Origin of the sequence: Cruoricaptor ignavus (assembly GCF_014961145.1) — a bacterium.
Classification (GTDB): domain Bacteria; phylum Bacteroidota; class Bacteroidia; order Flavobacteriales; family Weeksellaceae; genus Cruoricaptor; species Cruoricaptor ignavus.
The window spans coordinates 232,644-254,411 of record NZ_CP063145.1; the positions used below are offsets into that span (position 1 = coordinate 232,644).

Here is a 21,768-nt window from a genome sequence, read left to right on the forward strand (position 1 = left end):
TTGATTTCTAAATGCAATAATCTGATTCATCAAATTGAAACTTCATTATAATTTTATCATATATTTCGTTTTTGCTAAATAATTAACTTCTCAAATTTAAAACTCATCTTTGTATTTTTACTGAACGTTTTTTTCTTCCATCTCCCAACTTCCCGCTTCCATCTTTCAAATTTTCACCTCCTTCATCAACGGTTCATCGTCTACAAAACTTTCAGGGGTTAAACTTGGGATAACTTTTTCAGTTCGATCGAGTAAATCCACAAAAAATGTTCGGAAAAGCAGCATAACTGAAGGATTTTGTTCAACCAAAACGGAATACATACTCAATGGATGGAAAGGAACATCGCCAATTTTATCTTTGTTGAGGTCGTAACCTTCGTATTTGTCCCAATAATTTTGCTTGAAATCGTTCATTACCGTGCTTCCGTTGGTACTTACATCAAAAGTATTATTGATGAAATTATTTTTCAGCACGCGGTTTTCCATACAGTTGGCATTTATTTTCAAAGCCCAGCCGTTATCTTCAAAATGGTTGTTGTAAAAATCTATTTTCGTGGCTCCATCTGCATAAATCGCAGTGGTATTGCTTTGGAAGACATTGCCTTTTATTTTGCTGTATGATATTTCCTTCAGCAGTAAACCGTAAACGCTATCGCCCCAGTTGTTGATGAACCTGTTGCCCACCATTCCAACGTTTAAGGAATACATTACCGCCACTCCCGCATTGTTGTTGTCGAAAGTGTTCCCGGAATATACACAGTCATTGGAAAACATAAAATGCAACCCGTAACGGAGATTGTTGCGCGACAGATTCCGGTAAATGTAGGATTTCTTAACTTTTTCCAGGTAAATTCCGTCTTTATGGCCGCTGATGAAGTTGTTTTTGATCCATATTTCCTCACTTCCGAGATTGTGAATCCCGTCCCCGATATTTTCCTGCGAAGTTCCCCGGTTAGTCGTTATTTTATTGTTTTCTACAAGGCATCGGAAGCCGCGCTGGATGTAAATTCCGAAGTGGTTGTTCTCAAAAATATTGTCGGTTATTTTAGCAAAACTGCTGGAAAAAAGGTGCACCGCAGCAATGCTTTTCACTTCATCCTGACCGGAATTAATCAGTTTGAAACCTTTTACAGTAACATGATCCGCATTAATGTTGATGATTTCGGTTTTCAGTTTACCGTCAAGAATGGGCCGGTTAACACCAATTAGTGTTAACGGTTTGTTGAGGTTGATGAGTCCTTCGCTGTAATGACCTTTTTCCACCAAAATACTGTCACCGCTTTTTGCTGCGGCGACAGCTTGTTTGATGGTTTTGTATGTTTCGCTTTTACCTACCTTCAGCGTTTTCGGAAAAACAAACACCGGAAGGAGTAAAAGTAGGATTTTGTACATGTTAAATTTATTTTGCTATAACGTTTGCTCCCAGTTCGGCTGCTGCTTTTTCGGCCGCAGATTTGTCTTTATATGCCTGGATGTTTCCGCCCATCGGACTTTTTATTGTACCACCACTGATGAAAGTCGCCGTGCTGCTGTCGAAAAACTGCCCGCTCGGGAAATCTGCCACATAAGTTTTTGCATTTTTTGCGGCCTCCGTATTGCTCACCGAATAATCCTGCATACAGGTAATATCATCGAATTTATAATTGCGTCCATTTTTGATACTAAAATTTTCATTCGTTTTTTGCGCGGTTTACAGTTTCATTATCCGTTATATTTATTAGTTTTGTAAATAAACTTTTTATAAAACTGAAAATGAATTTTAAGGAATAAACATTTTTGTTTATATTTGTGTAATTATGCAACTTGATATTACAAAGATTAAGAGTATCCCTCCGAGAGCCATTTTGCAGAGAGATGAGTAAACGAGGGCTTAGCCAAAAGTCGCTCGCAGAATCGGTAGGGGAGTACCCCCAAACCTTGAACGCAATCTTGAAAGGCAAAAGGAAGATGCCCCTCGCTCTTTCGCTCAAGGTTGAAAAAGAATTAGGATTAGAGGAAGGTCTTTTGTCGGTATTGCAAACCTATTTTGAAATTGAAGAAGCAAAACTGAAAAGTTCTAAAAAGCCAAATCTAAATATCATTACGAAAGGATTGTTTTGGGATATTGATTTTGAAAAAATTAACTGGGACAAGCATTCGGACTTTGTCATCAGCCGCACTTTCGAAAGGGGGAATGAGGAGGAAAAAAATGAGATCGTCTGGTTTTACGGCTCCAAAAGAATTGAAAAGAGCCTTTCGGCGACTAAAAGGAAAGTAATGAAGCTCCACAAAAATTTACCCTCCGATGCTGTTCTATAACACGGTTGAACCGGTACTAAAATCTATATTGATACCACTGATGAGGGCGGAAGAGCTTAAAGAATTCCGGCTGGTTGGCGGAACGGCTCTAAGCCTGCAGCTGGGACACCGTATCGATGAAATGATTGCCCTCCATCAAAAACGTTATCCGTACAGCCACGACAGAAACCTGATTATCAAACATTTTACAGATTTCTCTCTGGCAGATGCAGAGCCTGACCCCAACTGTTTGGAAGGGAAGTACTGGGAGCTGATAAAGTTAGACTTTGAAGAAAAAATTGAGCAAATAAAAAAATAATTCCACAATGCTTTTCGGATACGCCCGGGTTTCCACGCCCGAACAAAAACTCTCAACACAGGTAGACCTTCTCAAAGAACAGGGCTGCGATAAAATATTTACCGATGTGGCCAGCGGCGTTCGCGAGGACAGGGCAGGGCTGAACGAGATGCTTTCTTTTCTAAGACCAGGTGACATTATCCTCGTTTATAAAACCGACCGGATTTTCCGCTCGCTTAAAAATATGATCGACCTGATCGAGCTCTTCAATAAAAAGGAGGTCAAGTTCAAAAGCATTACTGAACCGGCGTTCGACACAACGACGGCGAACGGTAAATTTTTAATACAAATTTTCGGTGCTGTAGCAGAGTTTGAAAGAAACCTAATCAGTGAGAGAACCAAAGCCGGACTGGAAGGGGCAAGGCGAAGAAACAAGTTCCTCGGTCGCCCAAAAGGCGCAAGCAAAGAATCTTTAGAAAAATACCAGTACGCTAAACACCTGTACGAGAATAAGAATATCCCGATTGACAAGGCCTGCGCCCAGGCTAAGATCAGCAAGACTACTTTTTACAGGATTGACAAGAATACCGGATAATTTTCAGCGTTAAGAGCATTTCACCAAGGTCAAATTTCTGAATTTCTATAAGATTTATGTATAGAATACTATCGTGTGTTAAGCAAATTTAATATGATTTTTGACAGAATTGTTTAATTTAAACTCCGCCATTTTGATAAATAGAACGATATTTGCAAGCGAAAAATTGACTGAAAGTGAATTAACATTCAACCTATTCTATATCAAAATGAAAACATTATCAAAAATAACCCTGGCCGCCGCGGTGGTTCTTTCCGCAGGCGCTTCGGCACAGGTCATCATCGGAGATGCAGTGGGTACCGCCACAAATAAAACCTCGGTGCTTCTCGATTTTGCCAACACGAATAACAAGGGCATCATCCTGCCTTATGTAAGGATAAAAAATGACGCTAATACTCCTACAAAGCCTACAGAAGGTATGATCATCCTCGATGCCACCGATGCTACCAAGGCAAGGGTAAAATACTACAACGGGGTAACCTCTGCTTCCAATACCTCGGGCTGGGTAGATCTCAGCGGGCAGGATGGAAATCTTGGCAGCCTCCTGGATTCACAGCCAAACATATCGGAGGCCACTGAAGCCAAAACGATCATCGGCGCAGCAACCACTGCCGTTAACGACGGCGTACTGGTCTTAGAATCAGCAACAAAAGCGATGGTGCTGCCACAGGTAGACGATGTAAACAACATCCCAACGCCGAGTCCCGGCATGATGGTATTCGTAAGAAAGGAAGGTTTCGAAAGACTCGCGGTCTTCAACGGCACCAAGTGGAGCTTCTGGAAGCCTTAAAATATACAAGCCGGTGGATTCATCGGCTTTATTAAAATTTTTACATAACTCCAATTTTATTTTATGAACACATTGAAAAAAAATTATTTCCTCTCCCTGCTTTTCCTGATGATTTTGGGAAAGGCACAGACCAACCTTTATGTAGATGCCCGCAAGGGTAGTGATACCAATACCGGTACCACCTGGACGGCCGCATATAAAACCCTGGACCGGGCACTGCAGCAGGTGCGGACGCCTGCCACCGGGGTATTTAATATTTATATCGCGGCAGGCTCTTACACCATAAACGATACCCATACCATCGGGGCCAATGCAAAAGTTTCCGTGTTGGGAGGCTTCCCCAGCGGCGGCGGTACAGCAGATACAAAAGACTTTCCCGTATATATAACCCAAACATACAATGGAAGTATGTTCGAAACCGTGGATAATGGTGCTGAACTTCTGCTGAAAGACCTCACAATTCTCTATTCCCAGGGGTCAGTAATCCGTTCGGGGATTGTATTTTTTGATCGCTCTACGAACAACGTCTTCACCATGGACCATGTGTATGTGAAAGACTATACCGCAGGAGATGTGGGAATGATCTATCCGTATAATGCCACCAATGTGAAAATAAATATACTGAACAGTATTGTAGAAAACACAACGCGGGGAAGGGGAGGAAGTTTTATCCTCAATGCTTCAATATCTTCCAGTGCAAATATTGACGTGCAGGTAAAAAACTCCGCCTTCAGAAATATCAAAATGCGGTGGAATCCGGCACTGGCAAGATATCAGTCTATTATAGAAATGGATATGGCCTGCGGTACAGACAACGGACAGTCCGAAGTAGAAATAGACAATTCAACTTTTTATTATATAGACGGGGTTCGGGTAAACAGAGCTTCCGGAGGCCGTGCGCCCGTGGTGGATGCCACTTCGCTCGGAAAACTTACCATCACCAATTCCAGGTTTAAGGGTAATGACGGCCAAGCCGGGGTAGTAGCCTTCCGGAAGTCTGGCGAGCTGCTTTCGCAGAACAACATTTTTCAGAATAACACCGGTGCATACAGTGGCGGTGCATACCAGATTATAGACAATTATAGCTGTGGCAGCAATGCCGCGGCGGTGAACGCTTTGCCGTTAAGATTCATCAACGACCAGTATTATAACAATAAAGCAGGCATACAGGATTTAATCGGGGGCCGCGGAGGCGCCATCTACCTTGCAGCGGGCGAGGCGGGCGACACCGGAACTTCCCGGACACTGCAGATCGAAAATTCAAAATTTGTAAAAAACTACACCGGTACTTTTGGTGGAGGGGCGGTATATGCCACTACGAGTGCAGCAGTGAACGTGGAGAATTCCGAATTTACCTGTAATACTGCGGGCATCCTCAACTCACTTCCAAGAATCGACCTAGGGGGAGGAGCCATGGAGGTAAAAGGAACCGGAAAGCTGAACATCAATAATTCCAGGTTTTACAGAAATATCTCCGAAGGATATGGAGGAGCCATCGCTTCAAATCTCGCCATGAGCATCACAGGGTCCACCTTCCAGTCCAACGAATCTTATGCGGCCGGGGGAGCGATCAGAAATTTAGATACCAATGCCCAAACCATTAATAATAGCTTTTTCTATTATAACAAAGGATCCCAGGGTGGTGCAATCGCCAACGGTACAGGCGTTCTGCCGCTGGGTACCATGACGGTAAGCGGATCGGTATTTTATGGAAATATTTCTACTGATGGCGGAAAGGAAGACGGAGGAGGCGCTGTTTATAACAATTCTTACAACTTCACTTCCAGCGGAAACAAATATTATCTTAATACTACATCGGGAAGCGGTGGGGCCATCTTCCAGGCCTTCCAGGCCTATGCAGCAACACTGAACGTAGCTGGAGACCTCTATTATCAGAATAAGGCAGTCAATCAGCATGGTGGGGCTATTTATTTCTCCGGAATCGGTGCCGGAAATTTCGACCTTTCCGGTTCTACATTCTACCAAAACCAGGCGGACAAGGGAGGTGCTATCTCCATGGATGCCGGGGTAAACGGAACGGTAAGATTAGATTCTTCCGACTTCCTTCAAAATGCCGCCACTACCGAAGGTGGAGCCCTGGCGGTGTACGATGCAGGACAGATTGGTGATGAAGTGGACCAAATGGACGGTTCTAAATTTTACGGAAATACCGTGGCAGGATCTGCTACTAATACAACACAGGACGGAAGATCTGATATCTACATCGGAAATGTTACCAATTTATATTATTCCAATATCCGTAATATCACCAATACCCAGCTGCAGTTCGGAAACAATACCGATATCTATGATACCACGCTAGCAAAGGTAGGGTTCCACCTTGGTGCGAATGTGACCCAGTCTACCGCCACGTCTATCGCCGCCCCGGCTGCTATGGCCGCCCCTGCGCAGGTGGTAGAATGTGCCCTGGTACCCCAGCCGTACTATCCAATTATTCCGCAGGTGCTGTCAGGTAAAGACGGCACGGACGGCGCCTTCAATTCCTATACAGAAATAGCACCGGATGTACTGAACTGTACTTTCAGCAATGCCTTTATTAAATTCAATGCGTGGACTACACAGCCCGACCCTTTCACCACAACGCCGCTTCCTTCTGCCGTTACATTCACTTATACCGTGCTGGAAGTAGATAAAGTGAATAATGCAGTAAAAGATCTGGGCTCGCGTACAGCAGATGCCACCGCCGTACTGGTTCGCGACGAGTATGCGGCGGAAAGCGGAGATGCTTACCGCCACCAGTACCTTACGTATTATGTAAATGTTACGCCACTGCTGAAACCCAATATGGAATACCAGTTTATTGTGACGAATGTAAAAGACAACAATACCGGCATCTCCACGAGTTATGCCCTTACCGACGGGGTGCAGGCGACCATCTCTACTCTACCCTGCTCGGTGTGCTACAATCCTGTGACCAACACCTCTCCCGGCCTGCCGGTAAAACACGGCATCACCCTGCTGAAGAGAGCGGGTGTACAAAATGGAAACTGGCCGATGAACCGCAACTCCGCACACACTGCGCTGGAATCCAACACCAAGGGGTTTGTAATCACCAGGGTGCCCACTTCGGGACTTTCATCGATCGCCAATCCTGTGGAAGGCATGATGGTATATGACACTACAGAAAAGTGTCTGAAAATCTACGTGGTAGACAATACAACTCCTGCCAATACCGGGTGGAAGTGCTTCAGCAAACCTACCTGCCCGTAAAACAATTTTTAATACCCATGAAATCCCTGCCTCACACAGAAGGTGGGGATTTTTTATGACAAAATAACCACTGAATGATATGCTAAAAATATCAGCAGGATTAAAACGAAACTGATGCTTCCCAATTTTGAGGTGCCCATTTTTAATATTATCTTTGAACAGGTTAAAAAAACTGCAAACCTGCCAAGCAACAGTCAGGCAGGTCATTCCATAAAACAATCTCAAGCATACGGTGTTGGAATAAATTTACTTAAAAACAGAAACAATTGAGAAAGAAAATCGTCAGTCTGCTGCTTGGGTCGTTACCCCTCTTCGCGTGGTGCCAGAGCGCTACTCTTACTGAAATGATCAGCCGTGCCCGGGAGAACAATCCTGCCGTGCCCATCGCAAAGCAGTCGCTCTCCACACGAGAAAATCTTTACCAAAGCACCAAAAAAAACCATCTGCCCAAAGTGGATGTTCTGGCAGGCTACAATTATCTGGGCGAAAAAACCCGGCTCAACCTGCAGGGTGAAAAGAGTAATGTCGTGAACTACGCTGCCGGAGAACTTACGGGAAGTGTGGGCCAGCTTTACCAGCATATTACTGGCAATACCCCTCCACCTGCGCTCCAGCAGCAGTTTTATACCACCTCGCAGAATATCGTCAGCGCCCTGTACCCGGACGGCAACCCCGAAATCGGAAAGCAGGGAAGCCTCCTGGCCGGCGTTTTTGTAAGGCAGCCCCTCTACCTTGGAGGAAAGCTGAAAGCCGCGCAGGAACTCGCATCCATACAGGCCGAAAGCGGACGCTATAACCTGGAAAATGTACAGGATCTGGCATCCTACACCGCTACAGTAGAGTATATACAGGTTCTCTATGCCAACTCCATGATCGCCATGCAGGAGAAAATGGTAGAGGCCCAAAACTGTAGATTCGTAATTCTCACCAATGGTAACCAGCATTACCTGTGGGATCTGAAAAGAGGAAATCCCAATATTATTTCCCGATTCCCTACGCCTGAAACCATAGAAAGTTATCAGGAATTTAAGCCTAATCCCTCAGATCTGGTTTACTTCAACCAAAATTTAAACAAAATGAGACCACTGAAATTTCTGATCGTAGGAAAAAATAACGAAGACGGAATGGCCACCCTGCAGCGGGTAGTGCAGAAAACCGAAAACTGGCATGCGGGCATTGCCCATACGGTAGCAGACGCGCAGAAGTATCTGGAGCAAAACCCAACCGACATCCTGCTCATCAGTGCCGGGCTTTCTCCGGAGGAAGAAAACCAATTGCGTGAGGCAGCGCACTCGGCAGGTATTATCCCCATCACCCATTACGGCGGCGGAAGCGGACTTCTGAAAAACGAAATTTTCCAACAGGTACCGGAGATTGCGGAGGCCGAAACCTCCCATAAAAAAGAAGAGACCATAAAAGGAAAACATTTCATCTTCATCCCCGCACAGAACAGGGCCGTCTTTAAAAATGACCTCGTCACCAGTTTTCCCACTTTCAGTTTTGGAGACTATTATGACAGTGACAGACTGGGATTCGGTGCCCTGCGCGTACTGAACGATGATATTATTGAGGCTGAAAAAGGGTTCGGCACGCATCCGCATGATAATATGGAAATCATCAGCATTCCCGTAACAGGGGTTCTGCAGCACCGCGATACTCTGGACAATGTCGCCATTATCAGAAGTCTGGAAGTACAGGTAATGTCTGCAGGGACGGGACTTTTCCACAGCGAGCACAACCACAGTGACGAAAAAGATGCTACCTTGCTGCAAATCTGGATCTATCCTAAGGAGCGCAACACCCCACCGAAATATGATAAAATTACGTTTTCCAATGAAGGCAGGCAAAACAGATTTCAGCAGATTATTTCGCCCGATAAGGACGATGAAGGCGGATGGATCTACCAGGACGCGTGGCTTCATCTCGGAAGTTTCGGGGCAGGACAACAGGCTTCCTATACCCTGAAAAATCCTGAAAACGGCGTATATATCATGACGGTATCCGGCACGGCGAGCGCAAACGGCCATTTGCTAAACCCCCGCGATGGCCTTGGCTTATGGGATTCCCCGGAAATTAATATTGAATTTACCGGACAGGGTGCAGAAGTTTTAATCATCGAAGTACCCATGAAGCAACCGGCTCCTTAAAGGAATTGCTTTCATCTGGAAGAAAATTTTCTTATCCTAAATCAATCTAAAACCATACAGCCGTACCGTAAATTTGCCGGGTTAAAACATAAAAACTTATAATATGTCTTTTCTTAAAAACAATGATTTAGGGATTATGATCCTCAGAGTTGCCCTGGGCATCCTCATGCTCTTTCATGGCGTTGCTAAAATCCGTTTCGGGACAGGCTTTGTGGAAGGCGTTTTCGAGCAGCACGGTCTGCCGGGTGCTTTAGCCTATCTGGCTTATCTCGGGGAAGTGCTTGCGCCTTTATTGTTAATCATCGGCTGGCGTACCCGTATAGCTGCCGCTCTGGTGGCAGGTACTATGGTGGTGGCTGTATTAACGGCGATGCAGGATAAAATAGCAACCGTTACCGAAGTGGGCGCATGGGGACTGGAAGTACCGGCACTCTTTTTCTTCGGTGCGCTGGCGCTGGTTTTTACAGGTGGCGGCAGATATGCGGTTTCTACCCATAACGGATGGGATTAACTTTAACAAATAGTTACTGACAGATGAAAAGTTCGAGACTGGAGGCCTTCAGCGACGGCGTTTTGGCCATCATCATTACGATTATGGTTTTGGAGCTAAAAGTGCCGGCAAACGGACAGGATTTTTCTGCCCTCAGGCCTCTGCTGCCCAAATTCCTGGCTTATATCCTAAGTTTTTTATACGTGGGCATTTACTGGAACAATCACCACCACCTGTTTCAGATTATTGAAAAAATCAACGGGAAGGTGCTGTGGGCCAATCTGGGGCTGCTGTTCTTCCTTTCCCTCATCCCCTTCAGTACGGACTGGATGGGAGCCAATAATTTTGGGGAAAATCCCGTGGCGGTGTATGGTGTGGTACTGCTGGGTGCGGCCTGCTCCTAAATGGTTCTGGCTAAATTTTCTTTTGCGGCGGGGCAGGAAAATAAAAAAGTGAAGGACGCACTGGGGAATCAACGGAAGGAATACCTGTCGATCCTGCTCTATCTTTCAGGTATTGCATGTTCTTTTTTCTGTCCGTTTATCAGCGTGGGTATTTACTGGATCGTGGCGCTGATGTGGCTCATTCCGGATACCAGAATTGAAAAAAGCCTTATGTCATAACCTTTAATAAAAAGGCTCACATTCACGGCAAAATCAAAAGTTACGGGCCCAAACCAAAGTACACGCCCTTTAGTAGATACCTCTAAGATCCCTCTCCGGAAGGTTTGGGGCAAATCTGGTACTGATAAGCAAAATACGCCAGAACCAGATCAATGAAAACAAAAAATGCCACGGACCAGAATCCAAGTTTCACATACAGCAGCGTCCCGACAAATGCACCCAGTACGAAGGTAAGCACATTGATGAAACTTTTTAACAGTTCCTTGCGGTCTTTTTCTTTTCCTGTGCTGAAGAATTCCGCCAGTTCCATACCCAGCGAAGTGGCATTTCCTGTCATCACTGTACTGGGCGCTACATCCTTAAGCAAAGTTTTTCCGCTGGTATTCCTTACCGCAAGCGCAGCGAGTCCCAGGAAGGCAGTTGCAGCAAGATCGCCCGCACCTGCCCCTTCAAACGGCGTAAAATAGAGCCCGGCCAACATAAAGAGGCTCAGCAGCAATGCTTCCAGAAGGAAGATGCTGGAGAGCAGTACATTGGGCTGCAGGACTTTCGCTCCGCGGTCTATGATCAGCTTGCACAGGAAGACCGTAAAGATGAAAACCGGGATCGCCAGCAGCTTGATCCATAGTCCGGGATCGCCTTCCACCCAACTTGCCCCTGCCACCACCAAGTTGCCCGTTACATGCGCTGTAAAAAAGCCGAAGAGGGCAATATATCCGATGGCATCAATGCCGCCACCCACAGAATTGAGCAGGGCGGATTTTAAATTATTGTTCATCGCAGATAAAATTAAAAAGGAGCCTCTAGACAGAAACTCCTTAAGTAATGAATGTTGAACTATTTTAAATAGCTGTCTACCAAAGGCTTGTAAGCGGGAATATTCCTCTTGAAAAGTTCCAGGTAGCCCGGCATGTCCTCTCTCCAGTCCCTGCGCATTTCATTGGCAATGGCAAACCAGTTCACCAGTTGCGCACCGGCGTTCTGCATTCGCAGCCATGCAGCATTCCGGGTAAGTTCGTTAAAGGTTCCGGAGGCATCCACCGCCACAAATACCTGATATCCCGCCTCCAGTAGTGAAAGCGTAGGAAATGCCACACATACTTCTGTTACGATGCCCGCAATGATGATCTGCTTGCGTCCGGTTTTTTCCACCGCCTTTACCACATCCTCGTTATCCCAGGCATTGATCTCGCCGGGGCGGTCGATGAGTTTTGCTTTCGGAAACTTTTCGGTCAGTTCCGGCATAATGGGGCCGTTCGGGCCTTTCTGGATGCTGGCCGTGAGGATGGTAGGAAGTTCAAAGTATTCTGCCAGGTCGGCGAGTGCCATGATGTTGGCCTTGAATTCCACAGGCTCAATGTCCCTTACCAGAGACAGCAATCCGGCCTGGTGGTCCACAAACATGACAAGGGCATGGTCTTTATTCAGCCTCTGATACTGAAATGCGCCGGTCTCTGAAACGGCCGGTTTTAGTTCTTCGGGTTCTTTTTTGGATCCAAACATATCTTTAAAATAAATAGTTAATTTTACAGTAAAAATATGAATCTGCCTCAGTTGTGAGACAGATTCAAATAATTTTTAGTCTACCTACTCTCATACCCCTCCTTAAACTTCAAGAACTTTTCTGCGTCTTTAGGGTTTTTCTGCATCCATTTGTTCATCAGCGTGGTGTTATGTTCCAGCTGTTTTACTTGCTCTGTTTCATAAATCGCCTTGTTTTCATTCTTGATCTCCTTGAGGATTTCCTCTCGAACCTCGGTCTTAGTTCGGACGCTCTCTCGGTACCAGTTTTTTCCGAGATAAACAGTTGCTGTTAAAATAAAAAATGCAACCAGCAATATAGCTACGATTCCGAAAAACCAATATTTAACAGTATCTGATTTCTGATGGAATTTTTCCAGATGCTTTATAACGTCCGGAGATAATTCTGCGATAATATTGTTGGGGATGGATTTGAGCAATTCCTGCCGTTTTAGATTTTCTTCATGTGCCAGTGCTTGGATTTTCTTTACATCCTCCTTGATGTCGCAGTACATGTGGAAAATCGCCTTCCCCGAAATTTCTACCGCCTTATTACTTTCTATGACGCGATGCAAAAGTTCGATGCCTGCATCTTGTGAAGAATAATTTTCTGTATTCTCTTGGTTGTTAAATTCGTTGTTGTTCATTTTGTTTTTTTGATGTTTTTTTTAAAGACCTATCGCCTTCTTTTTCTCTTCCTCAGCAATTCATCGTCAGCCGCCGGTGTGTAGCTCGGTTTGAGCATTTCCTTCATGGCACTCTCAATCTCCCTGAGGGCTGATTTTTCCGGATGCTTTATTTCGTTCGTTTGTGGATTACTCTGACTGAAAATTGCCGACTGGTGGTTTTCCGCATTCCGGTTTAGGATTTCCTTGATGTCCTTAATCTTCAGTTTGCTGGTGATCTCCGAAAGTTTGTAACCGGGATGGTACTGCCTCTGGGTATGGTCGTTGATGTCCTTTAGACGGACAATCCGGATCCCCGAAATACCCTCCTTCACATTCTGCGAGAGCGTCACTCTGTAACCGCATCGCCGCATATAATCGACCAAGTCATCAAAATTTCTTGAGACCTTCAGACAGTTTTGCAGCACTTTCAGCATCTGCTGCTTTTTCTCCTTTCCGATTTCCACATCTGTTTTAAGGTTCATCTCTTTGCAGACATTTCTCACTGATTCACCGAAGCGCTTTCCGATATTGGCAGATTTTACCGTGCATTTACCATAAACATCTATGCGGTTCACGATGAAGTGGATATGTTTCTGCTTCGTGGAATTGTGGACATCCAGGACGACCTGGTTATTTTCCGTAAGTCCCACATCCTTCAATGATTTTAAAGCCAGTTCCTTCAACTCTTCGTTTGGCAGTCTGTCGCCGATTTCCCTTGGTGGTGAAATGTAACCTGTGAGAGCCCATTTCTTTACATTCGGATTTCTCTCGGCGACAATCTTCATCTCTTCAAATCTTTCCTCCGGCGTTGTGGAAAGCAGGTTGTTGGAATAAATACATTCCGCCGTGCCTTTGTCATTGCCGTTGTATTCAATGGCGATCTTACTAATCCTCCTCGTCGTTGCCGAATTGTTCATGCTTGATAATTTGTTGGTAGAGGTATTCCCGGATCAACCTCGTTGTGGTTTGAATTTCCTCAAGGATCTCTTTCTTGTTTTCAAACTCGTTCCATTCTCTGTTCCTAAGCAGATTGGATATCCTTATAAAATTGTTGCCGTAATTCAATAGAACTTCGTCTGTCTTGAACTCGTTTACTTTAAGTTCCTTTTCGGTAGAAATCAGCCTTAAATATTTTGAAATTTTCAGGTTATATTTTTCTGCTTCCTTTTGAATTTTCTCAAACTCCTTTTCGGTAAATCTCACGGAGACTACCTTTGAAAATTGGTTCGCCGTCTTCTTTTTCAAACCTCCCTTTCGACCCATTTCGCGAAAGCGGTTCCTTCTTTTTTCTTCGGCAACCTTTGCAATTTGCTGCTCGGAAACCTGTCTTACAAACTGTTTTAAAAAATCATTTTTCATTTTGTTTTTATTTTGTGTTTAATTTTTTTATGATTTTAAATTATGGGCTTGAATCATATTTCCAAACAAGTGTTTCCGACGAAAGGAGGAAACCAAAAAGCCCGATTTTTACGGCAAGCATACGCTTGTTGTAAACATTGGGTACTTTTTGCACTAAATACATGGCAAGTTTTTACCCAGCTTTTTTAGAGCATTCCACCTGTGCTTATTTTGCGCAGGCCGGCTTGTATGAATTTTCATCTTTTTCTCCTGTAAATATTCCGGTTTTCCTCGGACTCGTGTATGGCTGTTTGATTTTTTTCAAGCTTATTTTCAAGTGTCTTTTCTTCCTGTGATATCAGGAAATCATTCAGATCTTGATGAAGGAGATATTCATTCGACCGGTCATCTGCCTCTGGGAATATTTTCAAAATTGAATCCCTGCACTGTTCGCCGGCGCGGTCGTTATCCAGGTACATTTCGACAGATTTATAATTTCCAAAAAGCCCTGATGCCTTGTGAACCATGGCGACTGAGTTCAGAATTAGATAGTCGGAAGGTGACTTTTCTTGTGCTAAAATTTTAAGGGAGAGGTAGTCGGTAAAGCCCTCGAAAACCTTGAGGTTTTCAGAATTATTTTTTATCGTGGTGATATCCTTTTTTCCAAGACAGATTTTGGAAAACCTGCTGCGGATTTCGTAGCCTCCCGAATCGTTTTTGAATCCTAATCCGAAATAGTTCTTCCCATTCATTTCGTAATGAATTTCCTGAAGTTCAGATTTTTGAGATTCGAGTTTTCTATATTTTAAATATTCAATCAACGCTGGATGTGACACTTCTTTTACTTCTAATATTTGATAAGATTTAGTTTCTTCTTTTGGATTGTTTAAATTTCCCTTTTGCTTTTGAAAAGAAAAATCAAATTTTTCAAGATATTCAAGAGCATCGGATACAGTGCATTGTTTGAGCTCCTGAACTATCGACACGACATCGTATTGTTTTCCAGTGCCAAAATCAAAGGCAATATTTTTCACATAATTCACTAATAAACTTGGCGTTCGTTCTTGTCGATTGATAGCATAATAATAGGCTGTTTTCGGATGTTCTTTGCTTGGGAATAGAGAAAAACTCTCAAGAACTTCCCGGATGCTGATATTTTCATTGGCTTGTTTGCAGTTCATCTTTTGTGTTTTTTAAAGTTTATTTCTTTATATCCAGTTATGTTTTTACCGTTTTTCCATACCTGCCTACCTAAACATTGAATATCAGTTCGTTATATCATTTTATGACTTACCTTGTTGTTACCTGTTAATTGGATCCCTACTTCAACTATGGTAGTTTAGGTAAAGTCTTATATATTTTAATTACCTTGATAAAAATTTGGAAATGAGTTCTGTAAGTCCATTTAGGTAAGTAGGTAGGATAAATTGAATGTCAATGATTTAAACTTTCTTTCAGTCAATCTTTCTTCGGATCAGGTAGCCGTAAACCTGGAGTTTCGGGTGCTTGACTCTCTCATACTTGAGCCTGGTGAGCGCCTTTCCGACCTTGATATTGTTCAATCTTAAATTCAGGGCGTTGTTCATTGCCACAACGATGTCCGTCGCCGTAAGAAAGTCCTTGATGTCCTTCGATTTCTCGAAGTGTGCGGAAACGATCTCCTGCTCAAGTGAAAGCTGGGAAAACTGCTCGTTCCTCAGCTCGTTGGCCTCTATGTCCGAGAGTGTCATTTCCGGCTGGTAATTTTTTCTTTCAAAAGCATTGTGGTACGCCTGCGCCCATACCTTGTCTATGTCTATTTCCTCCACATAGGCGAAATCAATGCTGAAAACTTCGAAAACTAGCCACCTTACGCTTCCTGTCTCGTCGGTAAGGAAATCTGTTCTGTTGGTGGAGGCAACAAAGGAACATATCCTATCCATGCTCTCCGGCTTTCTCCCATACGGCACCCTTACTTTCGCGCCGCCCATTGAGATGAAGGACTTCAGGGTGTTGACATCCGATTTGGACAGGACGGCCAGCTCGTCGGCATTGAGGATGAAATTTTTGCAGATAGCGATGATGCCGTCCTTGTCCACCGTGACATTTTCGGAATAATAATCCCTGAGCCCGTTCGGGATGAGGAAACGCAAAAAGGTGGTCTTGCCCGTATTCTGCCTGGAGCTTGCCAGCACGAGGCACTGCTTGTTGACATAGTCTTTCTTCAATGCGCAAAGCACGGCGCGGGTCAGCCACTTCTCGAGATGGTAGCGGAACGCTTCGCTGTCGTTGGTCCGAACAAATCCCGCCAGCTTCCGGATATGGTCTTCGCCGTCCCAGCCCGCGAGTTTTTCAAAGTATTCCGCTATCGGGTTGTATCTCTTTATCAGGTGGCTCCGTACGAGGATCTCCAACTTCTGCATCGTAATCTGCATCCCGGCCTGTACGAGTTCTATCAGCAGGGAGTTGATGTTCAGCTCCGTCCAGCCGTCCTCTCCCTTGAGCGATATTTCTATCTCCAGGGCGATGGCGTTAAAGCGAAGGTCATACTTGCTTTCAAGATACTTCATCACCATATCGAAAATGGTAGTGGTCTCGGAATCGGTTTGGTAGAGTTTAGGTGATTCGTCCATATTAAAGATGTTTTTTTCTATATGACTTTTCTGCATCTTCCTCGATTTCCAGAATAGTTTTTCTTTTACCGGAAGAAATCCAAGCCATCAATTCATCTTCAAAAAAATAGAGTTTCTTACCATTTTTATAGCACGGAATTTTACGCTCGCGGACAAGCGTATAGATTGTAGGTTTTGCCTTGCCAATAATTTTTGAAGCAGCATCGATGTCAATAGGAATCCTTTTTTCAACTTCTGATGTTGAGTTTTGACTTGTAACCAATTGCTTGATTTCAGCAATTTGATCCGATAAAAACGCTACTGCTTTTAGAAGGTTTTCAAATGAAATTTCTGTCTGTTCCATAATACTTGTTTTTGATTATTATGGTGCAAAGAGAAAAAGTGATTCGCCTGTGACAGCGGTAAACACTATATCACAGAGGAATCACTTAGAAAACACATTAATTTGTGCTCAATAATTATCGACTTCGGATGTTAAAACCTTTTTAATTTTAATGATACCTTTTTGTTCGTCATCTTTTAAGTGTTTTTTTATACTTTCTTCCTCGATATAACTTAATGATTCTGCAAAAACCGTTTTCAGAAATACTGCCGTTTCTTTTTGATCTCGATTCCGGAAATGGTTCCAAAGATTCCAGCCAAAATGAAATAAATCAAGATTTACCAATCCCCGAACCGATACCGATTTCAGATTCTCAAAATCAACATTTTCTGCATAAATCGAAACCGATTCGCAAAGGCGGTCTAAATCTTCATCCGAGATATGCAGTGCAAATTCCTCACGGGTATAATTTATCGCGATAATTTTCTTTTCTTCCGCAATCTTTGAAAGTGTCTGTGTTTTCAAATTGCGGATTTCTTGGATATTAAAATCAGGTTCATTAGAAGGCAGTTTTAATGTTTCTACAGAACGGTTGATATCTATTGGATCTGAATTAAAAACTGGTTCTGAAGGTTTATTGTCAGTTTTTACAAATTCTTTCCTGCTTTTCTTTTTTGTAACCGTAGTTGAAACTTCATGAAGAAAAATCATAATCCCGGAATAAAGTATAAATAAACCCGCAATAACCGTCTACATAATCGCATTGCCAGTATAAACGTCACCGCCAGTATTCAGATAAATTATTCTGGAAAAGATGCCAACGATCACGCAGCAGACCAATACAGATCCGTACTTCAGGACATTTTCAAAAAATTTGACATTCATGAATTATTTAGTCGTGAGACTTAGTTTAAGCTTAATTGCGTTTGCCGCCTTGTTTTTGGATTCATCCACCACTTTCGCATATACTTGTGTTGTTTTTACATTGGTATGGCCGAGCATTTTGCTTACAGTATAAATGTCCGTTCCGTTCGCAAGTTGCAGTGTAGCAAAAGTATGTCGGAAATTGTGGAAGGTTATTTTCTTGGTAATTCCGGCACTTTCAATCCATTTTTTCAGCGGTCGGGAGATCCACGCGGAATTTGGAAGTCCTTCAAAAACAAAATCATTTGGTTCGCCATTTTCTCCGCAAAGTTCCAACGCCTGCTCCGAAATAGGCATATATCCACACCTTTCGTTTTTTGCTGGGTAAAATGAATTTTTGGCAAACCACTCTCAACACTTATTTCTTTCCATTTCAGTTTTTGAATATCGGATAAGCGAAGTCCGGTCAAAGCCGAAAATAATGCCGCGCGTTTCATCACATCATTCTCGCAAGTTGTGGAAGCCAATTTGTTAAGTTCCTCTATCGTCAGATATTCTCTGCGTGATTCTTCATCTGCAATTCCTTTAATTTTTGCAGAAATCTCCGATAAAAAGTAACCGTCTATAAATGCCTGCTTTAACGCTGCTTTGAAAATCGAAAAATAAGTACTTGCGCTATTTTTGGAAAGCGTGCCTTCTTTATTTCCGCCTCTGGGTGCACTAAGAAGATAATTCTTAAAATTCTCGCAAAACTTTAAATCAATTTTGGAAAATGGAACCATTTCTCCCGTATATTCTTTCAAAAAATAAACTGCTCGCTCCCAGTTAATTCGGATAGATTCTGAACTGTTTTTATGACGTTTATTAATTAAGCCCTCGAAGTATTTAATGAAATTCTCCTCCGATTTTTCTTTTTGTTCTGCCTGAAATTTATCCAGTTCGCTGTAGAGATCCACATTATCAAATTCTTTCTGCCGTAACTTACGCACCGAATCGGCGTAGATCATAGTTTCACGGTCAGCTTCGCTTTTGCAGACGATTATTCCATTGTCATCCCTTTTGGGTTTATAGGATACCGAATCTTCCTTTGTTCGCGCAGGTCTATTCTTGTCAAATTCAACCGTCGTAACACTGCGGTTCAAATATTCCCGGATTCTCTGTAGATTCTTCTTTCCCGGAACACTCACTGGATAACTTTCAAGATAAATATACCATTCCTTGCGGTGTTCGGATTTCCGAAGCCGAACCGTGACTTTTGTTTTAAGCAGTTCTTTCATTTTCCAGCAAAAATTTCATCAATTAAACTCTTAGGAACATACACAAAACTTCCAACTTTTTTCTTAGGAATCTTATATCGCTTAATTGCGTTATTAACAGTGACCGGATCCGCATAAAATTTCGCGCAGATTTCCGAAATTGTATAGCATTCGCCAACTTCAAATTTGGGTTTTTCTCTCTTTTGCTCGACGGGGATTTTTACAGCCGTAAATAGTGCTTCCAAATCTGACCTTTTTACGCGGGTTAATCTTATTCCAAGATTTTGTCCTGTAATCAGTCCTCTTTTAATCATTCTGTGAATAGTATCTTTTGAAATTCCAAACATTACCGTTGCTTCGGAAACAGAAATAAATTCACGAGTTTGAGTTTCCGCAATCTTGTTAGAATATTTCTGAAGTAAACCTTCGGTTTCTTTTTGAATTTTCTCCTGTCTCTTCCGTTCTTTCCCTGCTTTATTAGCACAAGAAGAAGAACAAAAACGAGTAGTAACTGTCTTAGCTTCAAATGGTTTCGAACATTGTTCGCATACTCTCGGTATCTTTAATTTGCTAAATCCCATTATGATAATTTTCCCTGAATTTTTGTGTTACTTTTCAACTGAAAATAAAATAAGGCGCATAAGACGCACATTGTATCCAAATAAGGCGCGGTACAAATATGATACAAATATATGATAAAAATCGATTAAAATCGACAATTATTTAAAATAAATTAAAATTAAAAATCGCCGTAAACAAATAGTTTACAGCGATTTAGTAATTAATAATTATCGTTTGTTACTTTCCCTACTTGACCTCCTCGAAATCAGCATCCTGTACATCATCTGCACCGCCGTTGTTCGGGTTTTGGTTTCCGCCCATATCGTTCATATCCGGTGCGCCCTGTGCCTGCTGACCTGCAGCGTACAGCTCCTCAGATGCTGCCATCCACGCTGCATCCAGCGCTTCGGTTTTGGCTTTTACATCGTCCATATTCTTCGCTTCGAAGGCCGTTTTCAAATCGGCAACCGCAGTTTCAATCGCAGATTTTTTATCCGCGGAAAGCTTGTCGCCAAATTCCTTCAGCTGCTTCTCCGTCTGGAAAATCAGGCCGTCCGCTTTGTTGAAAACTTCCGCTTCCTCTTTGCGCTTCGCATCGGCAGCAGAGTTTTCCTGAGCCTCCCGCTTCATTCTTTCGATTTCATCATCGGAAAGTCCGGAGGAAGCCTGAATTTTGATGGATTGCTCTTTACCGGTGCCCTTATCTTTCGCCGAAACGGAAAGGATACCGTTTGCATCGATATCAAAAGTTACCTCAATTTGCGGTACACCTCTTGGTGCAGGCGGAATATCCGTCAAATCAAATCTGCCGATTTCCTTATTATCGTTGAACATCGGCCTTTCACCCTGGCCAACACGGATGCTTACCGCTGGCTGATTGTCGCTGGCTGTGGAGAATACTTCCGATTTTTTGGTAGGGATGGTGGTGTTCGCTTCGATGAGTTTCGTGAACACTGAGCCCATAGTTTCGATGCCGAGAGAAAGCGGCGTTACATCCAGCAGAAGCACATCCTTCACATCGCCCGTCAATACGCCGCCCTGAATTGCAGCACCTATGGCCACTACTTCATCAGGGTTTACGCCTTTTGAAGGTTTTTTGCCGAAGAATTTCTCCACTTCTTCTTGGATGATTGGGATTCTTGTAGAACCACCCACCAAAATCACTTCATCGATGTCAGAAGTTTTCAGGCCTGCATCTTCCAAGGCTTTCTTGCAAGGCTCCATAGAGCGGCGCACCAATTCAGCGGAAAGCTGCTCGAATTTCGCCCTCGTCAAAGTTTTCACAAGGTGCTTCGGCCCAGAAGCTGTAGCCGTGATGTATGGCAGATTAATTTCCGTTTGCGTGGAAGCCGAAAGCTCGATTTTCGCTTTCTCCGCCGCTTCTTTCAGCCTCTGTAGCGCTATGGCATCCTGCTTCAGATCCACGCCTTCTTCGGTTTGGAATTCGCCGGCAAGCCAGTTGATGATAACATCGTCAAAATCATCACCGCCAAGATGCGTATCACCATTCGTGGAAAGCACTTCGAAAACGCCGTCTCCCAAATCCAGGATGGAAATATCGAAAGTACCTCCACCAAGGTCGTACACCGCGATTTTCTGGTCTTTATTATTTTTGTCGAGGCCGTAGGCCAGCGCTGCAGCAGTAGGTTCGTTGATGATTCTTTCTACTGTAAGACCAGCGATTTCGCCCGCTTCCTTCGTTGCCTGTCTCTGGCTGTCGTTAAAGTAGGCCGGCACGGTAATTACCGCTCTGCTCACTTCCTGCCCAAGGAAATCTTCCGCCGTTTTTTTCATTTTCTGCAGGATCATCGCAGAAATTTCCTGCGGCGTATATTCCCTGTCGTCAACTTTCACCTTCACGGTATCGTTCGCACCTTTTTTCACTTCGTACGGCACCTTGTCCGCTTCGTTTTGGTTGAACGCCGAGCCCATAAATCTCTTTATGGAATAGATGGTGTTTTTCGGGTTGGTTACCGCCTGTCTTTTCGCAGGGTCGCCCACTTTTCTCTCACCATCCGCCGTGAAAGCCACGATGGAAGGCGTAGTTCTCTTGCCTTCCGCATTTGGGATTACTACAGGGTCTTTGCCTTCCATTACGGAAACGCACGAGTTCGTAGTACCCAGGTCAATTCCGATTATTTTGCTCATAATATTTAGGATTTTTTGTTTTTTAAA

Annotated in this window: 24 protein-coding genes; 9 read left to right on the forward strand and 15 right to left on the reverse strand. The window is 43.6% G+C overall.

All coding sequences use genetic code 11. The annotated features are described in order from the left end of the window. Positions 1-165: 165 nt before the first annotated feature. Positions 166-1,392 carry a nitrous oxide reductase family maturation protein NosD gene (locus IMZ16_RS01060; protein ID WP_193440139.1) on the reverse strand — a complete coding sequence of 409 codons (1,227 nt, stop codon included), beginning with the start codon at positions 1,390-1,392 and terminating at the stop codon, positions 166-168. Positions 1,393-1,399: 7 nt separating this feature from the next. Then, on the reverse strand, positions 1,400-1,660 hold the full coding sequence (locus IMZ16_RS01065; RefSeq protein ID WP_227411595.1) for a nitrous oxide reductase accessory protein NosL: 261 nt from the start codon (positions 1,658-1,660) through the stop codon (positions 1,400-1,402). 194 nt (positions 1,661-1,854) lie between these two features. On the opposite strand from IMZ16_RS01065, the gene IMZ16_RS01070 reads away from it, so the two are divergent. The 9 genes from IMZ16_RS01070 (at position 1,855) to IMZ16_RS10475 (ending at position 10,451) form a co-directional block, all read left to right on the forward strand. Beyond that, positions 1,855-2,298, forward strand: a complete 444-nt coding sequence (locus IMZ16_RS01070; protein WP_227411533.1) for a helix-turn-helix transcriptional regulator — start codon at positions 1,855-1,857, stop codon at positions 2,296-2,298. Then, positions 2,285-2,596 carry a hypothetical protein gene (locus tag IMZ16_RS01075; RefSeq protein WP_193440141.1) on the forward strand — a complete coding sequence of 104 codons (312 nt, stop codon included), beginning with the start codon at positions 2,285-2,287 and terminating at the stop codon, positions 2,594-2,596. Before IMZ16_RS01070 ends, IMZ16_RS01075 begins: the two co-directional genes overlap by 14 nt. Before the next feature lie 7 nt (positions 2,597-2,603). Next, positions 2,604-3,170: a recombinase family protein gene (locus IMZ16_RS01080; protein ID WP_193440142.1), complete on the forward strand. Its 567-nt coding sequence runs from the start codon at positions 2,604-2,606 to the stop codon at positions 3,168-3,170. Between the two features lie 208 nt (positions 3,171-3,378). Beyond that, positions 3,379-3,960, forward strand: a complete 582-nt coding sequence (locus IMZ16_RS01085; RefSeq protein ID WP_193440143.1) for a hypothetical protein — start codon at positions 3,379-3,381, stop codon at positions 3,958-3,960. Between the two features lie 63 nt (positions 3,961-4,023). Then, positions 4,024-7,191 carry an autotransporter outer membrane beta-barrel domain-containing protein gene (locus tag IMZ16_RS01090; RefSeq protein WP_193440144.1) on the forward strand — a complete coding sequence of 1,056 codons (3,168 nt, stop codon included), beginning with the start codon at positions 4,024-4,026 and terminating at the stop codon, positions 7,189-7,191. Between the two features lie 344 nt (positions 7,192-7,535). Continuing rightward, the gene (locus tag IMZ16_RS01095; protein ID WP_193440145.1) at positions 7,536-9,338 is read left to right on the forward strand and encodes a pirin family protein; all 1,803 of its coding nucleotides are present in this window, start codon (positions 7,536-7,538) and stop codon (positions 9,336-9,338) included. Between the two features lie 136 nt (positions 9,339-9,474). Further along, entirely contained in the window at positions 9,475-9,849 is a 375-nt protein-coding gene (locus IMZ16_RS01100; protein WP_227411534.1) for a DoxX family protein, read from the forward strand. A gap of 23 nt (positions 9,850-9,872) precedes the next feature. Beyond that, complete coding sequence (locus tag IMZ16_RS10470) at positions 9,873-10,232, forward strand: TMEM175 family protein (protein ID WP_317173227.1); 360 nt, start codon at positions 9,873-9,875, stop codon at positions 10,230-10,232. Beyond that, on the forward strand, positions 10,233-10,451 hold the full coding sequence (locus tag IMZ16_RS10475; RefSeq protein ID WP_317173228.1) for a hypothetical protein: 219 nt from the start codon (positions 10,233-10,235) through the stop codon (positions 10,449-10,451). 82 nt (positions 10,452-10,533) lie between these two features. Here the strand turns inward: IMZ16_RS10475 and IMZ16_RS01110 are convergent, their stop codons facing one another. The 13 genes from IMZ16_RS01110 to dnaK form a co-directional block, all read right to left on the reverse strand. After that, positions 10,534-11,229 (reverse strand): YoaK family protein, encoded by a 696-nt coding sequence (locus tag IMZ16_RS01110; protein ID WP_193440147.1) that lies wholly within the window; start codon positions 11,227-11,229, stop codon positions 10,534-10,536. 59 nt (positions 11,230-11,288) lie between these two features. Next, positions 11,289-11,954, reverse strand: coding sequence for an isochorismate family cysteine hydrolase YcaC (gene ycaC / locus IMZ16_RS01115; RefSeq protein WP_193440148.1), 666 nt, complete (start codon positions 11,952-11,954; stop codon positions 11,289-11,291). Positions 11,955-12,034: 80 nt separating this feature from the next. Then, positions 12,035-12,619 carry a hypothetical protein gene (locus tag IMZ16_RS01120; RefSeq protein ID WP_193440149.1) on the reverse strand — a complete coding sequence of 195 codons (585 nt, stop codon included), beginning with the start codon at positions 12,617-12,619 and terminating at the stop codon, positions 12,035-12,037. A gap of 29 nt (positions 12,620-12,648) precedes the next feature. After that, positions 12,649-13,557: a relaxase/mobilization nuclease domain-containing protein gene (locus tag IMZ16_RS01125; RefSeq protein ID WP_193440150.1), complete on the reverse strand. Its 909-nt coding sequence runs from the start codon at positions 13,555-13,557 to the stop codon at positions 12,649-12,651. Next, on the reverse strand, positions 13,526-13,999 hold the full coding sequence (locus tag IMZ16_RS01130; protein WP_193440151.1) for a plasmid mobilization protein: 474 nt from the start codon (positions 13,997-13,999) through the stop codon (positions 13,526-13,528). The genes IMZ16_RS01125 and IMZ16_RS01130 overlap by 32 nt, the downstream gene beginning before the upstream one ends. A 236-nt stretch (positions 14,000-14,235) precedes the next feature. Beyond that, on the reverse strand, positions 14,236-15,012 hold the full coding sequence (locus IMZ16_RS01135) for a toprim domain-containing protein (protein ID WP_227411535.1): 777 nt from the start codon (positions 15,010-15,012) through the stop codon (positions 14,236-14,238). A 420-nt stretch (positions 15,013-15,432) separates the two neighbouring features. After that, positions 15,433-16,590: a VapE domain-containing protein gene (locus IMZ16_RS01140; protein WP_193440153.1), complete on the reverse strand. Its 1,158-nt coding sequence runs from the start codon at positions 16,588-16,590 to the stop codon at positions 15,433-15,435. Position 16,591: 1 nt separating this feature from the next. Next, on the reverse strand, positions 16,592-16,933 hold the full coding sequence (locus IMZ16_RS01145; RefSeq protein WP_193440154.1) for a helix-turn-helix domain-containing protein: 342 nt from the start codon (positions 16,931-16,933) through the stop codon (positions 16,592-16,594). Between the two features lie 108 nt (positions 16,934-17,041). Next, complete coding sequence (locus tag IMZ16_RS01150; protein ID WP_193440155.1) at positions 17,042-17,623, reverse strand: hypothetical protein; 582 nt, start codon at positions 17,621-17,623, stop codon at positions 17,042-17,044. 177 nt (positions 17,624-17,800) lie between these two features. Further along, positions 17,801-18,133 carry a site-specific integrase gene (locus IMZ16_RS10310; protein ID WP_227411536.1) on the reverse strand — a complete coding sequence of 111 codons (333 nt, stop codon included), beginning with the start codon at positions 18,131-18,133 and terminating at the stop codon, positions 17,801-17,803. Then, positions 18,028-19,053 (reverse strand): site-specific integrase, encoded by a 1,026-nt coding sequence (locus tag IMZ16_RS01155; protein WP_227411537.1) that lies wholly within the window; start codon positions 19,051-19,053, stop codon positions 18,028-18,030. The genes IMZ16_RS10310 and IMZ16_RS01155 overlap by 106 nt, the downstream gene beginning before the upstream one ends. Continuing rightward, complete coding sequence (locus tag IMZ16_RS01160; RefSeq protein ID WP_193440156.1) at positions 19,050-19,613, reverse strand: helix-turn-helix transcriptional regulator; 564 nt, start codon at positions 19,611-19,613, stop codon at positions 19,050-19,052. The genes IMZ16_RS01155 and IMZ16_RS01160 overlap by 4 nt, the downstream gene beginning before the upstream one ends. Positions 19,614-19,839: 226 nt before the next feature. Then, positions 19,840-21,741 (reverse strand): molecular chaperone DnaK, encoded by a 1,902-nt coding sequence (gene dnaK, locus IMZ16_RS01165; RefSeq protein WP_193440157.1) that lies wholly within the window; start codon positions 21,739-21,741, stop codon positions 19,840-19,842. Between the last annotated feature and the right edge of the window lie 27 nt (positions 21,742-21,768).

Bases quoted from the DNA above. Each gene is read 5' to 3' on its own strand.
- IMZ16_RS01060 (WP_193440139.1), bottom strand. From the start codon at position 1,392: ATGTACAAAATCCTACTTTTACTCCTTCCGGTGTTTGTTTTTCCGAAA.
- IMZ16_RS01070 (WP_227411533.1), top strand. From the start codon at position 1,855: ATGAGTAAACGAGGGCTTAGCCAAAAGTCGCTCGCAGAATCGGTAGGG.
- IMZ16_RS01075 (WP_193440141.1), top strand. From the start codon at position 2,285: ATGCTGTTCTATAACACGGTTGAACCGGTACTAAAATCTATATTGATA.
- IMZ16_RS01080 (WP_193440142.1), top strand. From the start codon at position 2,604: ATGCTTTTCGGATACGCCCGGGTTTCCACGCCCGAACAAAAACTCTCA.
- IMZ16_RS01085 (WP_193440143.1), top strand. From the start codon at position 3,379: ATGAAAACATTATCAAAAATAACCCTGGCCGCCGCGGTGGTTCTTTCC.
- IMZ16_RS01090 (WP_193440144.1), top strand. From the start codon at position 4,024: ATGAACACATTGAAAAAAAATTATTTCCTCTCCCTGCTTTTCCTGATG.
- IMZ16_RS01095 (WP_193440145.1), top strand. From the start codon at position 7,536: ATGATCAGCCGTGCCCGGGAGAACAATCCTGCCGTGCCCATCGCAAAG.
- IMZ16_RS01100 (WP_227411534.1), top strand. From the start codon at position 9,475: ATGATCCTCAGAGTTGCCCTGGGCATCCTCATGCTCTTTCATGGCGTT.
- IMZ16_RS10470 (WP_317173227.1), top strand. From the start codon at position 9,873: ATGAAAAGTTCGAGACTGGAGGCCTTCAGCGACGGCGTTTTGGCCATC.
- IMZ16_RS10475 (WP_317173228.1), top strand. From the start codon at position 10,233: ATGGTTCTGGCTAAATTTTCTTTTGCGGCGGGGCAGGAAAATAAAAAA.
- IMZ16_RS01110 (WP_193440147.1), bottom strand. From the start codon at position 11,229: ATGAACAATAATTTAAAATCCGCCCTGCTCAATTCTGTGGGTGGCGGC.
- ycaC (WP_193440148.1), bottom strand. From the start codon at position 11,954: ATGTTTGGATCCAAAAAAGAACCCGAAGAACTAAAACCGGCCGTTTCA.
- IMZ16_RS01120 (WP_193440149.1), bottom strand. From the start codon at position 12,619: ATGAACAACAACGAATTTAACAACCAAGAGAATACAGAAAATTATTCT.
- IMZ16_RS01125 (WP_193440150.1), bottom strand. From the start codon at position 13,557: ATGAACAATTCGGCAACGACGAGGAGGATTAGTAAGATCGCCATTGAA.
- IMZ16_RS01130 (WP_193440151.1), bottom strand. From the start codon at position 13,999: ATGAAAAATGATTTTTTAAAACAGTTTGTAAGACAGGTTTCCGAGCAG.
- IMZ16_RS01140 (WP_193440153.1), bottom strand. From the start codon at position 16,590: ATGGACGAATCACCTAAACTCTACCAAACCGATTCCGAGACCACTACC.
- IMZ16_RS01145 (WP_193440154.1), bottom strand. From the start codon at position 16,933: ATGGAACAGACAGAAATTTCATTTGAAAACCTTCTAAAAGCAGTAGCG.
- IMZ16_RS01150 (WP_193440155.1), bottom strand. From the start codon at position 17,623: ATGATTTTTCTTCATGAAGTTTCAACTACGGTTACAAAAAAGAAAAGC.
- IMZ16_RS10310 (WP_227411536.1), bottom strand. From the start codon at position 18,133: ATGCCTATTTCGGAGCAGGCGTTGGAACTTTGCGGAGAAAATGGCGAA.
- IMZ16_RS01155 (WP_227411537.1), bottom strand. From the start codon at position 19,053: ATGAAAGAACTGCTTAAAACAAAAGTCACGGTTCGGCTTCGGAAATCC.
- IMZ16_RS01160 (WP_193440156.1), bottom strand. From the start codon at position 19,613: ATGGGATTTAGCAAATTAAAGATACCGAGAGTATGCGAACAATGTTCG.
- dnaK (WP_193440157.1), bottom strand. From the start codon at position 21,741: ATGAGCAAAATAATCGGAATTGACCTGGGTACTACGAACTCGTGCGTT.